This window comes from Tsukamurella sputi (genome assembly GCF_007858445.1).
Classification (GTDB): Bacteria; Actinomycetota; Actinomycetes; order Mycobacteriales; family Mycobacteriaceae; genus Tsukamurella; species Tsukamurella sputi.
Genome location: NZ_VIGV01000001.1, coordinates 194,960 through 207,779, shown reverse-complemented (window position 1 = coordinate 207,779; position 12,820 = coordinate 194,960). Strand labels below are relative to the sequence as shown.

At 71.1% G+C, this 12,820-nt stretch carries 11 protein-coding genes; 6 read left to right on the top strand and 5 right to left on the bottom strand.

The features are described 5' to 3' along the window. Positions 1–39 precede the first annotated feature (39 nt). The 4 genes from FK268_RS00985 to FK268_RS00970 all read left to right on the top strand — a co-directional run bounded on the left by FK268_RS00985 (position 40) and on the right by FK268_RS00970 (position 3,471). Positions 40–786, top strand: coding sequence for an amino acid ABC transporter ATP-binding protein (locus tag FK268_RS00985; protein WP_146431777.1), 747 nt, complete (start codon positions 40–42; stop codon positions 784–786). Positions 787–858: 72 nt separating this feature from the next. Further along, entirely contained in the window at positions 859–1,569 is a 711-nt protein-coding gene (locus FK268_RS00980) for a lysophospholipid acyltransferase family protein (RefSeq protein WP_146430292.1), read from the top strand. A gap of 11 nt (positions 1,570–1,580) precedes the next feature. After that, positions 1,581–2,057, top strand: a complete 477-nt coding sequence (locus tag FK268_RS00975; RefSeq protein WP_146430290.1) for a polyadenylate-specific 3'-exoribonuclease AS — start codon at positions 1,581–1,583, stop codon at positions 2,055–2,057. 16 nt (positions 2,058–2,073) lie between these two features. Then, positions 2,074–3,471: a class II 3-deoxy-7-phosphoheptulonate synthase gene (locus FK268_RS00970; RefSeq protein WP_146431775.1), complete on the top strand. Its 1,398-nt coding sequence runs from the start codon at positions 2,074–2,076 to the stop codon at positions 3,469–3,471. Positions 3,472–3,486: 15 nt separating this feature from the next. On the opposite strand, the gene FK268_RS00965 is transcribed toward FK268_RS00970, so the two are convergent. Further along, the gene (locus tag FK268_RS00965; RefSeq protein WP_146430288.1) at positions 3,487–4,467 is read right to left on the bottom strand and encodes a DUF998 domain-containing protein; all 981 of its coding nucleotides are present in this window, start codon (positions 4,465–4,467) and stop codon (positions 3,487–3,489) included. Between the two features lie 135 nt (positions 4,468–4,602). Here FK268_RS00965 and FK268_RS00960 point away from each other — a divergent pair, with 135 nt between their 5' ends. After that, entirely contained in the window at positions 4,603–6,477 is a 1,875-nt protein-coding gene (locus tag FK268_RS00960; RefSeq protein ID WP_146430286.1) for an acetate--CoA ligase, read from the top strand. Position 6,478: 1 nt separating this feature from the next. On the opposite strand, the gene FK268_RS00955 is transcribed toward FK268_RS00960, so the two are convergent. Then, a complete protein-coding gene (locus FK268_RS00955; protein WP_146430284.1) occupies positions 6,479–7,591 on the bottom strand; it encodes an ElyC/SanA/YdcF family protein in 1,113 nt (370 codons plus the stop codon). A gap of 67 nt (positions 7,592–7,658) precedes the next feature. Further along, entirely contained in the window at positions 7,659–9,848 is a 2,190-nt protein-coding gene (gene pknB / locus FK268_RS00950) for a Stk1 family PASTA domain-containing Ser/Thr kinase (protein ID WP_146430282.1), read from the bottom strand. Between the two features lie 97 nt (positions 9,849–9,945). On the opposite strand from pknB, the gene FK268_RS00945 reads away from it, so the two are divergent. After that, on the top strand, positions 9,946–10,326 hold the full coding sequence (locus tag FK268_RS00945; protein WP_146430280.1) for an Rv2175c family DNA-binding protein: 381 nt from the start codon (positions 9,946–9,948) through the stop codon (positions 10,324–10,326). Between the two features lie 6 nt (positions 10,327–10,332). Here FK268_RS00945 and FK268_RS00940 read toward each other — a convergent pair whose 3' ends face one another. Next, the gene (locus FK268_RS00940) at positions 10,333–11,844 is read right to left on the bottom strand and encodes an alpha-(1->6)-mannopyranosyltransferase A (protein ID WP_146430278.1); all 1,512 of its coding nucleotides are present in this window, start codon (positions 11,842–11,844) and stop codon (positions 10,333–10,335) included. Positions 11,845–11,872: 28 nt separating this feature from the next. Then, entirely contained in the window at positions 11,873–12,820 is a 948-nt protein-coding gene (locus FK268_RS00935; RefSeq protein WP_146430276.1) for a TIGR03564 family F420-dependent LLM class oxidoreductase, read from the bottom strand.

The following is a 12,820-nucleotide window of genomic DNA, read 5'->3' as shown; positions in this document are numbered from 1 at the left end:
CCCCAGGCCGAGGCGGGGACGACCACGACCAAGCCCGCCGTGCCCGGGAAGACGCCGATCGTGCCCGTCTCGCTCGAGGGCAAGGGCCTGCACCTCGCGTTCGGCTCCAACCACGTGCTGCGGGGCGTCGACATCGATGTTCCCGCCGGCACCACGACGACGGTGATCGGCCCCTCCGGGTCCGGTAAGTCGACGCTGCTGCGCGTGCTGAACCGGCTGCACGAGCCCCAGTCGGGCGACATCCTGCTCGACGGCCGGTCCGTCCTGAAGGACGACCCGGACGAGCTGCGCCGCCGCATCGGCATGGTCTTCCAGCAGTTCAACCTGTTCCCGCACAAGACGGTGGCGGAGAACGTCGCGCTGGGTCCGCGCAAGCTCCGGGGCCTGAGCGCCGACGAGGCGCGTGAGCTCGCGCTCGCCGAGCTCGAGGTCGTCGGCCTGCGGGAGAAGGCCGATGCGCGACCGTCGAGCCTGTCCGGCGGCCAGCAGCAGCGCGTCGCCATCGCGCGAGCCTTGGCCATGCGCCCGCAGGTGATGTTCTTCGACGAGGCCACGTCCGCTCTCGACCCGGAGCTCGTCAAGGGCATCCTCGCCCTCATGACCGAGTGCTCGGCCGAGGGGATGACGATGGTGGTGGTGACCCACGAGATGGGCTACGCCCGCACCGTCTCCGACGCCGTCGTCTTCATGGACGCCGGCAAGGTGGTCGAGGCCGGCAAGCCGGAGAAGCTGTTCGAGGACGCCGAGAGCGACCGCCTGCGCACCTTCCTCTCGCAGGTGCTCTGACCCGCGCCCGGCGGGCATCGTCGGTAGAGTGTGATGCAGCACGACGGGCTTCGTAAGTGAGAGCTGGGCGACATGTGGTGGATGGTCTTCAAGTGGGTCCTGATCGGACCGGTGTTGCGACTGTTGGGGCGGCCGCGGGTCGTCGGCGTGGAGAACCTGCCCGAGGACGGGCCGGCGATCCTGGCGAGCAACCACCTGGCGGTGATGGACTCGTTCTTCCTGCCGCTCATGGTGCCGCGGCCCATCAAGTTCCTGGCGAAGAGCGAGTACTTCACCGGTAGGGGTGCCAAGGGCGCCTTCAAGAAGTGGTTCTTCTCGTCCGTGGGCTGCATCCCCATCGTCCGGGGCAGCGCGAGCGCGGCGCAGGACGCGCTCAACGCCGGTGTCGGCGCGCTCAACGACGGCCAGCTCCTGGGGCTCTACCCCGAGGGCACCCGCAGCCCCGACGGGCGTCTGTACAAGGGCAAGACGGGCATGGCCAGGATGGCGCTGGAGACCGGCGCGCCGATCATCCCCGTCGCGATGGTCGACACCGAGAAGTTCAACCCGCCCGGCTCCACCCTGCCGCACCCGACGAAGGTGCAGATCCGCATCGGGAAGCCGCTGGACTTCTCCCGGTTCGAGGGGATGTCCGGCAACCGGTTCATCGAGCGCGCCATCACCGACGAGGTGATGTACGAGCTGATGAAGCTCTCCGGCCAGGCGTACGTGGACGTCTACGCGCAGGACGTGAAGGACGGCGTGGTCGTGCCGGGCGAGGAGCGCGAGGCCGGCGCCGCGTAACCTGACTGCCCATGCGCTATTTCTATGACCTGGAATTCATCGAGGACGGCAGAGTCATAGATCTGGTCTCCATCGGCATCGTAGGGGAGGACGGGCGCGAGTTCTACGCGGTCTCCACCGAGTTCGATCCGGAGCGGGCTGGGCCGTGGGTGCGCGCCAACGTGCTGCCCAAGCTTCCGCCGCCCGCGAGCAAGGCGTGGCAGTCCCGGGCCTCGATCCGCGACGGTGTGCTCGATTTCCTCACCGCCGGCCCCGGCGACATCGAGCTGTGGGCGTGGGTGGCGGCCTACGATCACGTGGCGCTGTGCCAGCTCTGGGGCCCGATGACGGCGCTGCCACGATCCATGCCGCGGTTCACCCGCGAGCTCAAGCAGCTGTGGGACGAGCGCGGGCGCCCGTACCTGCCCGCGGCCCCCGCGGACGCCCACGACGCCCTCGCGGACGCCCGGCACAACCTCGCGAAGTACCGGGCGATCATGACCGCGTAATCTTGCTCACGTGGCAGTGAACTGGACCGTCGACGTCCCCATCGATACCCTCCCCAAGCTCCCGGCCCTGCCGGGTGACCTGCGTGAGCGCCTCGACGACGCGCTGGCCAAGCCGGCGTTGCAGCAGCCGAGCTGGCCCCGGGAGCAGGCGGACGCGATGCGCACCGTCCTGGAGTCGGTGCCGCCGATCACCGTGGCCCCCGAGATCCAGTCGCTGCAGGAGCAGCTGGCCGAGGTCGCACTGGGCCGCGCCTTCCTGCTGCAGGGCGGCGACTGCGCCGAGACCTTCGTCGACAACACCGAGCCGCACATCGCCGCGAACATCCGCACCCTGCTGCAGATGGCCGTCGCCCTGACCTACGGCGCATCGATGCCGGTGGTCAAGGTCGCACGCATCGCCGGCCAGTACGCCAAGCCGCGCTCCTCGGACACCGACGCCCTGGGCCTGACCAGCTACCGCGGCGACATGGTCAACGGCTTCCCGCCGGAGGAGGCCGTCCGCAAGCACGATCCGTCGCGCCTGATCCGTGCCTACGCCAATGCGAGCGCCGCCATGAACCTGGTGCGCGCGGTGACCGGCTCCGGCATGGCCGACCTGCACAAGGTGCACGAGTGGAACCGCGAGTTCGTCGCGAATTCGCCCGCGGGCGCCCGGTACGAGGCGCTCGCGGCCGAGATCGACGGCGGCCTGCGGTTCATGGCCGCGTGCGGTGTGGAGGACCGGAACCTCAAGTCCGCCACCATCTACTCCAGCCACGAGGCGCTGGTGCTCGACTACGAGCGCGGTCTCCTGCGGCTGGCCGACAACCCGGACGACCCCGAGGCGCAGCAGGTGCTCTACAACCTGTCGGCGCATTTCCTCTGGATCGGGGAGCGCACCCGCCAGCTCGACGGCGCGCACATCGCCTTCATGGAGCTGATCAACAACCCGATCGGCGTCAAGATCGGCCCGACGACCACGCCCGAGCAGGCGGTGGAGTACGTCGAGCGGCTGGACCCGCACAACAAGCCGGGCCGCCTGACCCTGATCTCGCGCATGGGCAACGGCAACGTGCGCACCGCCCTGCCGCCGATCGTCGAGGCCGTCGAGGCCACGGGCCACAAGGTGATCTGGCAGTGCGACCCGATGCACGGCAATACGCACGAGTCCTCGACGGGCTACAAGACCCGCCACTTCGACCGCATCGTCGACGAGGTCCAGGGCTTCTTCGAGGTGCACCGCGCCATCGGCTCGCACCCCGGTGGCGTGCACGTGGAGCTCACCGGTGAGAACGTCACCGAGTGCCTCGGCGGCGCGCAGGACATCTCCGACGCCGACCTCGCCGGCCGCTACGAGACCGCGTGCGATCCGCGCCTGAACACGCAGCAGAGCCTCGAGCTGGCCTTCCTGGTCGCGGAGATGCTGCGCGGCTGACGATTCCGTTGCCGGCTACACGGTGTAGCGGATCTCCGTGACACCGGGATCGGTGGCCGCCGCAGCGTCGGGGGACGCCGTGCTCTCCGGCGATGCGCACGGCGCGACGCGCAGCGTCTCACCCTTCGCGACCGCCATCCGGATGTCGGAGACCTCGCGCTGTGACCACGGCTCGCGCCGGAAGAACATGTCGTCGAGGCCCTTGACGAACCATGACGCCGAGAAGGCGAGGATTCCCACCACCTCAGCCACCCACAGCGGGCCGAGGTGCAGCGGGAGGACCGCACGCGTCGCCGAGGCGAGCGCGCACAGTCCGCTGACGACGACGATCGTCACCGCGCACCCCAGGTGCACGCGCCAGTCGGCGCCGTTGGACACCCGGGCCAGCAGTCGACGCCACGCGCTGCTCCCGGGGCCGGCCACCGCGGGCCGCAGGAACGGATTCCGGCGGTCGTGCAGCGCCGTTGTGACGCACATCAGCACGAACATCGCGAAGACCACGAGGGCGGAGACCGTATGGACCAGGGCCGTCCGGTCTTCGCCGAGTGCGTTCTGGAGTGCGGTGAGCACCGGAGGCGCCGCGCCGGCGCCGCACTCGCCGACGGGGATCGGACCCGGCAGGCGGGTGGGGAAGGCGGCCACACCGATCGCCGCGATGCCAGCGATAGAGCTCATCACGTTCGCGGCGGACCGTCGATCGCGTTTGTAGGAGATCAAGAGGAATCCGACGATGCCGAGGCCGATCACGAAGATGTCCCGCGCGCCCGAGTGGTAATAGGCGCTGAGCGAATCCCGTACGCGGACGCAGTACTCGCCGGACGTCGCGAAGTCCACCACGATGAGCGCGACCGGGAGCAGCATGCCCACGGCGCCGCCGTTGAATCGGATGGTCAGCAGCGAGCGCACCGAGTTCGATTCCTCGATCGCGCGCCGGTCCTCGGCGGGCATGGTGTCGAGCGCGCACCGTGGGCGTGCTCCCGGGTTCATCTGTGCCATAGCGCGTCCATCCGGCTGGTCGGGTTGCGTGGAGGCTAACAAGGCCCGGTGACAGGTGGCGGTCCTTCCGGTGACGCGCGGCGCAATCCCGGCATTCCCCGGACCCGGCACGGGAGCCCTGGGACGATGCTGTGCATGGGTGCCTACGCAGACGAGTACCGCCGCAGCATGACCGATCCCGAGGGTTTCTGGGCCGAGCAGGCCGCCGCGATCGACTGGATCGTGCCGCCGTCGCAGATCCTCGACGAATCGGACGCCCCGCTCTACCGCTGGTTCCCCGGTGCGGAGCTCAACACCTGCGCCAACGCGGTCGACCGGCACGTGGCGGCGGGCCGAGGGAATCAGCCGGCGGTGATCCACGACTCCGCGATCACGGGTGAGGTGCACACGCTCACCTACGCGCAGCTGCTGGAGCGGGTCGCGAACTTCGCCGGCGTGCTGGCGGCCCTCGGCGTGACCAAGGGCGACCGCGTGGTGGTCTACCTGCCGATGATCACCGAGGCCGTGGTCGCGATGCTGGCGTGCGCGAGGATCGGGGCGGTGCACTCGGTGGTCTTCGGCGGCTTCGCGGCGCCGGAACTCGCGGCGCGCCTGGACGACGCACGGCCGAAGGTCATCGTCACCGCGTCGTGCGGGCTCGAGGGCGCCAAGGTGCTGCCGTACCTGCCGATCGTCCACGCCGCCGTGGACGCCGCGACGGCGAAACCCGACGCCGTCGTGGTGTGGCAGCGGCCCCAGCTCACAGCGGAACTCGGCCCGCTCGATCACGACTGGGCCGCGGCGGAAGCCGCAGCGCGGCCGGCGGATCCGGTCGCGGTCGCGGCCACCGACCCGCTGTACATCCTCTACACGTCCGGCACCACGGGGAAGCCGAAGGGCGTGGTGCGCGACAACGGCGGTCACGCCGTCGCCCTGAGCTACTCGATGCGCGCGATCTACGACGCGCACCCGGGAGAGGTGTGGTGGACGGCGTCCGACGTCGGGTGGGTCGTCGGCCACAGCTACATCGTCTACGCGCCGCTGCTGATCGGCGCCACCACCGTCGTCTACGAGGGCAAGCCCGTCGGCACCCCCGACGCCGGCGCCTTCTGGCGCGTGATCGAACGCCACGGCGTGCGCAATCTCTTCACCGCGCCGACGGCGTTGCGCGCGATCCGCAAGGAGGACCCGGACGCCGAGTTCCTCACGCGCTCCGACGTCTCCGGCCTGCGTACCCTGTTCATGGCGGGGGAGCGGCTGGATCCCGACACCTACGAGTGGGCGTCCGCGAAGCTGGGTGTACCGGTGATCGACCACTGGTGGCAGACCGAGACCGGCTGGCCCATCGCGGCGAACCTGCGCGGCGTCGAGCCGATGCCGGTCAAGCCCGGCAGCGCCACCGTCCCGGTGCCCGGCTACGGGGTGCGCATCGTCGACGACGCCGGGCGGGACGTGCCCTCGGGTACCGAAGGCGCGGTGGTGATCTCGCTGCCGCTGCCGCCCGGCACACTGCCCACGCTGTGGGGCGACGACCAGCGGTACATCGACTCCTACCTGTCGGCGTTCGCCGGCAACTACCTCACGGGCGACGGCGGCTACCTCGACGAAGGCGGCTACCTGTTCGTCATGGGGCGCACGGACGACGTGATCAACGTCGCGGGCCACCGGCTCTCGACCGGCGCGCTGGAGGCCGCGATCGCCGGACACCCCGCCGTCGCCGAGTGCGCCGTGATCGGCGTGGCGGATCAGCTCAAGGGACAGCTGCCGCGCGCGCTGGTGGCGCTCAAGGCCGGCGTCGACTGGGACCACGACATCGTGCGCGCGGAGATCGTGCAGCGGGTGCGTGAGAACATCGGCGCCGTCGCAGCGCTCAAGGAGGTCGCGATCGTCGCGGCCCTGCCGAAGACCCGCTCCGGCAAGATCCTCCGGCGCAGCATGCGCGCCATCGCCGAGGGGCGCGACGAGGCGGTCCCGTCGACCATCGAGAACCCGGCGGTCCTCGACGACCTGCGCGGCGTGCTGCGCGGCTGAGTCAGCGCTGCAGCATCGGGGCGCTGCGGTAGCTCCACAGGCCGATCGTGCTGAGCGCGTCACGGTAGATGCTGCGCAGCTCGTCGGCCGACGGGACGGCCAGGTCGGCGAGCGGCTTGTCCACGGCCGCCACGGAACTCACGGTGAAGGTCGCGGGCAGGTTCTCCCGCGCGGCCAGCGTCAGGTCGACGGTGCCGCGCCGCACGTGGCTCGCGGAGCTGATCAGGATCGCGTGATCGACCCGCTTCGTGGCCAGTACGTAGGAGCTGTACAGCGCGTTCTCGACGGTGGTGCGGGCGAAGTTCTCGTCCGTGATCCGTGCCGCGTCCACGCCGCGCTGGACGAGCCAGTTCTTCATCAGCGCGCCCTCGGTGTTGCCTGCCTGCTCGACGCCGCCGGTCACGACGATCGGCGCGTCCGGCAGGGCCCGGGCCACCTCGAGGGTCTTCTCCAGGCGCTGGACGAGCGGTGCGTCCATCGTGCCGTCCTTCTTCAACGCGTAGCCGAGCACCACGACGCCCGTGTTCGGCGGCGCGGTCTGCGGTGACGAGTCCGTGAGGGTGGATCCGACCGCCTGATCGACGGCGGCGAACAGGGCCTTCACCTCGGGCACGCGGTCGGGCGCGCTCCGGCGCAGCTGCTCGACCTCGGCGGCGGATCCGGCGGCGTCGCCGAGGAAGCGGTTCCAGACCGCGAGGTAGGTGTGCGCATCGTCGTCGTCCGGCGCGACGTCGAGCACCTTGCGGTACAGCTCCAGCGCACCGGGAACGTTCTTCTGCGCGATCCGCGCCGATGCCGCGCTGAAGAGCAGGTCGGCGCGGTACGGGGCGAGGGCGGAGGCCGCCAGGAGCTTCTGCTCGACCACCGCCATGTTGTCGACGGTCTTGTCCGTGTTGCCCGCGGTGGAGACGCGGGTGGGTGAGTCGAAGGCCTGCTTCGCCTCCGCGAGCAGCGACGCCACCTGGCCGGCGACGCCGCGGGCCGCGGCCGACGAGGATGGCGCCGACGACGGCGGTGCGCCGTCGGAGGAGGAGTTCGCGGTGCAGCCCGCGAGGGTGATCGTGCCGATCGCGGCGAGGGCGGCGACGCGGTTCCAGGCGGAGGTCCGGTTCATGCGGCACAGGCTATCCCGCAGGACGACGGTGCGCCGGGGGATCAGTGCTTCGACGGCCCCGAGGGGATCACGGCAGTGCTGTGACGGTCACCGTCGAGCCGGCCTGGACGCGCGAGCCGCCGCCCGGGTCCTGCCAGATGACCTGCGATTTGTCCGAGGCGAAGATGCCGTTGACCTTGACCTGCAGGCCGGCGTCGCGGAGCACGGAACGCGCCTGGCCGACGTTCATCCCGGTCACCGACGGCACCGTCACCCGCGAGGCCATCGTGACCGTGACCCGGGTGTTCGCGGGGTCCACGCGGCCTCCCGGCGACGGACTGGTCGAGGTGACCACCGATCCCGAGCCGGTCTCGCCCGTGAGCTCGGCGACGAGCCCCGCGCGCTGCAGCTGCTGCTGTGCCTCGGCGGAGGTCTTCCCGATGACGTCGGGCACCGTCAGCGCGTTGGATACCAGGAGCGTGACACTGCCGCCCTTGTTCACCTGGCCCGATGGGTCGGTGCCGAAGACCTTCCCGGCCTCGGTTCCGGCGTCGAACTGCTGCTTGGTCTCCTTCACCGTGAGGCCCGCCGAGCGCAGCAGCGTCGTCGCCTCGTCGGGGGACTTGCCGCGGACGTCGGGGATGTCGACGGGCTGATTGCCGGCGGAGGCGACCACCGTCACCGTCGAACCGACGGCGACGCGCGTACCCGGGGTGGGGGAGAGCCCGATGACGCCGCCCTGCGCGATGTCACGGCTGAACTGCGCGGGGCCGCGCTTGGGCTGCAGGCCGCTTTCGCGCAGGAGCTTCTCGACGTTCTCCGGGCTGTCGCCGGGACGGAACTGGGGCACCGTCGGCCGCCCACGCGAGTACTTGATGGTGACGGTGCCGAACCTGCTGATCCGGCTGCCCGCCGCCGGGTCCAGGCCGGTGATCGTGTCCTCGGTGACGTCGTTGCTGTACGTGCCGTCCAGCGCCACGTCGAGGCCCGCGTCCTTGATCGTCTTCTCCGCGGCGGCGCGGTCCATCCCCGTGACATTGGGCACCGAGGTGTACTGGCCCGACGCCAGCCACCAGCCGCCGAAGGCCAGGAGCAGGGAGATCGCCGCGATGATCGCGACGATGATCCAGGACCTGGCCCGGTTCTTCTTCGGGGGGATCCACTGCGGCTCCGCGCCCTCCGAGGGCAGCGGCTCGTGCATGGTCTCGGCGCGGGTGTGCTGCAGCCCGGTCGGGGGCGGCGCGGGCTGCGCGAGTGTGGGCGCGGGCGCGACCGGCGCCACAGGGGGGACGCCGGGCACGGGCTGTCCGGGCATGAGCGCGCCCGTGGGCTCGGCCGCGGCCGGGATCAGTGGCTCGCCGCGCTGCGCGTACATCGCCGCGGCCGCGCGCTGCTCCGCGCTGGACTGCGGCGCGGGGACCGTGAACGGGGGGAGGTCGAGCTCGTCGGCCATCGCGCTGAGCGCCTCCGCCATGGCGAAGCCGTCGGCGTAGCGCTGCGCCGGGTCGCGGTGCGTGGCGCGGGCGACGAACTCGTCGAACTCCGGCGGCACCCCGGCGATCGCCGCGCTCGGCGGCGGGACGTCGTTGTGCAGGCGCTGGTAGGCCAGCGAGATCGCGGTGTCGCCGGTGAAGGGCACCTGGCCCGTCAGCAGCTCGTAGACCAGGATGCCGCTCGAGTAGACGTCGGAGCGGGGGTCGGCGTTGCCGGACTCGACCTGCTCGGGGGAGAGGTACGCCGCCGTGCCGAGGATCACCGACGAACTCGTCACGGACGCCGCCGCGATCGCGCGGACGAGACCGAAGTCGGCGACCTTGACCTCGCCACCGTCGGAGATGAGCACGTTCTCGGGCTTCACGTCGCGATGCACGAGGCCGGCGCGGTGGGCGGTGCCCAGAGCGGTGAGGACGGGGCCCATCACCGCGGCGACGGCGTGCGGCGGCATCGGGCCGCGCTCGCCCAGCAGTTCGCGCAGCGTGCCGCCCGTGACCAGCTCCATGACGAGGAAGGCCAGCTCACCGTCGACGCCCTGGTCGTAGACGGCGACGAGGCCGGGGTCCTTGAGCTTGGCGACGGCGCGGGCTTCGAACTCGAACCGGGAGACGAACTGCGCATCGGCGGCGTACTTCGGGTCCATCACCTTGATGGCGATGGGCCGGTCGAGTCGCAGGTCGAGGCCCATGTAGACGGTGGACATGCCGCCACGCGCGATCACCGCATCGATGCGGTAGCGGCCCTCGATGCGGGCACCGATCAGCCGGTCACGCGGGGTGTTCACCTTCTCCGGGTCCTCTCGATGTGGGCGGTGTCGACAGTTCAGCCTAGCGACCCCGGGGGTGGAAGGGCCGAATCCGCACGCTGGGTACAGTGTGACGGTGAGCTCCGTCCCGCATCTCAGCGACGATCTGCTGCCCGAAGGCACCGCTACGTACAACCTCGCGACCGTGTCCAAGGGACTCGGCGTGTCGCAGTCGAAGGTCCTGCAACTGCTGCGCGACCGTCAACTGCTCGCGGTGCGGCGCGGTGGCGAGCTGCACATCCCGCGGCTGTTCTTCGGGGAGGTCGACGGGCGCTTCTCCATCGCCAAGCACTTCACCGGCCTGCTCGTGGTGCTGCACGACGGCGGCTTCCACGACGACGAGATCCTGCGCTGGCTGTTCGCGCCGCAGGAGGACCTGGACGGCTGCCCCGCCGAGCTGCTGCACACCGATTCCGCGCGCGAGATGATCCGCCGCGCGCAGTCGATGGCGTTCTAGGCGCGCTCAGACCGGGGCGGGCTCCAGGCCGAGTCTCGGCCGCACCTTCAGCGGGTCCGGGCTGAGCAGCGACCATCCGGCCAGCGCGCCCAGCGCCACGGCCAAGGCGACGTTCCACAGCGAATAGAGGCCGATCGAGCCCGTGGGCATGAAGACGATCATGAGCCACACGGACAGCCCCGCGATGATCGCCAGCGTGCGTCGCGACCAGGTGAACGCGCCCGCGACGGCCAGTGGCCACGTGTAGTACCAGGGCAGCGACGCGGGGGAGAGCACGCACACCGCGAGCAAGCTGAACATGATCCCCATGACGTTGCGCCGCTCGTCCTGCCGGAACCGCCACCACAGCGCGACCAGCGTGAGCACGAGTACGGCGATGCCCAGGGCGCGCGTTACGACGAGGATCGGTGCCAGGTGCAGGTCGGTGAAGGGGGAGACGACGAGCGCGATGATCTGGGCCGTCGCCGTCGGTAGTGAGATGTAGTTGATGATCTTCAGCGAGCCCGCCAGCGCGCTGAGCCATCCGAGGCCGACACCAGCGATGAGCGAGAAGGCACCCGCGAGGGCCACGAAGATCGCGACGGCGGACGATCCCACCTTCACGAAGGCCAGCGGTGCCGATTCGGCCGGGTGGGCGGAGCGCCGCTGATGGAACCAGATCCAGACCGCGAAGGGCAGCGCGAGCGCGGCCGTGCTCTTCACAGCGAAGCCGATGACGATGACGATGACGCCGATCGCGGGTCGGCGATCCAGCACCAGCGCGATCCCGGTCACCATTAGCCCGACCATGAGCGCCTCGTTGTGCACGCCGCCCACCAGGTGCACGATCACCAGCGGGTTGAGCACCGCGAACCACAGCGAGACCGCCGGCTTCGCGCCGAAGTGCCGGGCCAGCTTCGTCACGCCCCACACCGACAGTGCGATGCCCGGCAGCATGGCCAGGCGCAGCGCGATGACGCCGGCGAGGACGTTGTCGCCGCACAGCTGGGTGATCCACTTCGCGATGAGGATGAACAGCGGACCGTAGGGCGCGGTGGTCGTGGTCCAGATGCCGCTCACGTCGTCGAGGAGCCCGTTCGGATTGACGACGGGGCCGTCGACGTAGGGATCGAAGCCGTCGCGCAGCAGGGCGCCCTGGGCGAGGTACGAGTACGCGTCGCGCGAGTACAGGGGCACGGCCACCAGCAGCGGCGCGATCCACAGGGCGACGGTGCCCGCGACCTGCGGGACCTCGAGCCGCCCGGCGAGCGCGCCGCGCCCCAGCCGGACCCACGCGATCACGAGCAGCGCGATCCCCGTCCAGAACAGGATCGAGCTGAGCACCAGCCCGTGCCCGAAGCGCAGCCACGACAGGTGGGTCGCCTCGAGGGTGGTGTCGTGCACGCGGATCGCGCCCGCGCCGAAACTGCCCAGCGTGGTCAGGGCGGCGCCGAGCAGCCCGAGCAGGGCGGGGCGCCCCTCGGGTGAGCGCAGGAACGTGCTGTAGCCGCGCAGCGCGGACTGAACTGATCCGGACATCCCCGCCAGTCTAGTGAAGCCCTCGGCGTCATCCCGCGCTTCGGTCGCGGGTCAGCGCGCCCAGCAGATCCCACGTGCGTCGCTGGTCCTCCGGGCCGCCGAGATCGGTCTGGGTGGCGTAGAGCTCGGTCGCGCCCGCGTCGACGTAGCGGCGCAGCCCCCGCGTGACGGTCTCCTCGTCGCCGATGAGGGCGAGCTCGAGCGGATGCGCGATGCCCTCCGCCGCGAACACCGACCGGTAGGACGGCACCGTCGTGTAGAAGTCGAGCGCCGGGCGTACGGCTTCGCGCACCCGGTCGGCGTCGTCGGTGACCACGACCACGACGCCCGCTACCACCCGGCGGGGCGCACCGCCCGAGCCCTGCAGGAGGCCGGGGACGACGCGCTCCGCGATCGTCCGCGGGCCCGTGAGGAAGGGGATCGACCCGTCCGCGAGCTCGCCCGCTGCGCGGAGCGCCTGCTCGCCGAGTGCGGCCACCAGCAGGCCGAAGCCGCCCCCGCCCGCGATCGCCGACGGTGCCGCCGTCCGTGCGGTCAGCTGGTCGCCGGCGTGGTCGACGACGCCCGTCGTCCGGTAGTCGTCCAGGACGGCGAGCGCCTCCCGGAGGTGACCGATCGGCCGTTCGGCACTCACGCCGAAGGTGCGCCGGTCCCGATCCGGTCCCGCGACCCCGACACCGAGCGTGAACCGGCCGCCGCTCGCGGCGTTCGCGGTCTGCGCCTGGGCGCCGAGCACGAGCGGGTGCCGCGGCCCGAGCGGTACCACCGAGGTGCCCACCCGCAGCCCGGGGACCTGCGCCCCGACGACGGCCGCGAGCGTCGTCGCGTCGTGGTCCTGGCGCTGCCCGAACCACACCGCGGGGACGCCGAGCCCGTGCACGGTGCGCGCCTGATCGACGATGTCGGCGACGTGGTTGTCGGCCCGCGGGCGCTGCCACAGCGCGACGCCGACGTCGACGGGGAGCCTGGAGACCAT

What these genes read in the sequence shown, in the direction of transcription:
- FK268_RS00965 (WP_146430288.1), bottom strand. Translation starts at nt 4,467, where the DNA reads ATGGCACAGATGAACCCGGGAGCACGCCCACGGTGCGCGCTCGACACC.
- FK268_RS00935 (WP_146430276.1), bottom strand. Translation starts at nt 12,820, where the DNA reads ATGGTCTCCAGGCTCCCCGTCGACGTCGGCGTCGCGCTGTGGCAGCGC.
- FK268_RS00960 (WP_146430286.1), top strand. Translation starts at nt 4,603, where the DNA reads ATGGGTGCCTACGCAGACGAGTACCGCCGCAGCATGACCGATCCCGAG.
- FK268_RS00940 (WP_146430278.1), bottom strand. Translation starts at nt 11,844, where the DNA reads ATGTCCGGATCAGTTCAGTCCGCGCTGCGCGGCTACAGCACGTTCCTG.
- FK268_RS00955 (WP_146430284.1), bottom strand. Translation starts at nt 7,591, where the DNA reads ATGAACCGGACCTCCGCCTGGAACCGCGTCGCCGCCCTCGCCGCGATC.
- FK268_RS00980 (WP_146430292.1), top strand. Translation starts at nt 859, where the DNA reads ATGTGGTGGATGGTCTTCAAGTGGGTCCTGATCGGACCGGTGTTGCGA.
- FK268_RS00975 (WP_146430290.1), top strand. Translation starts at nt 1,581, where the DNA reads ATGCGCTATTTCTATGACCTGGAATTCATCGAGGACGGCAGAGTCATA.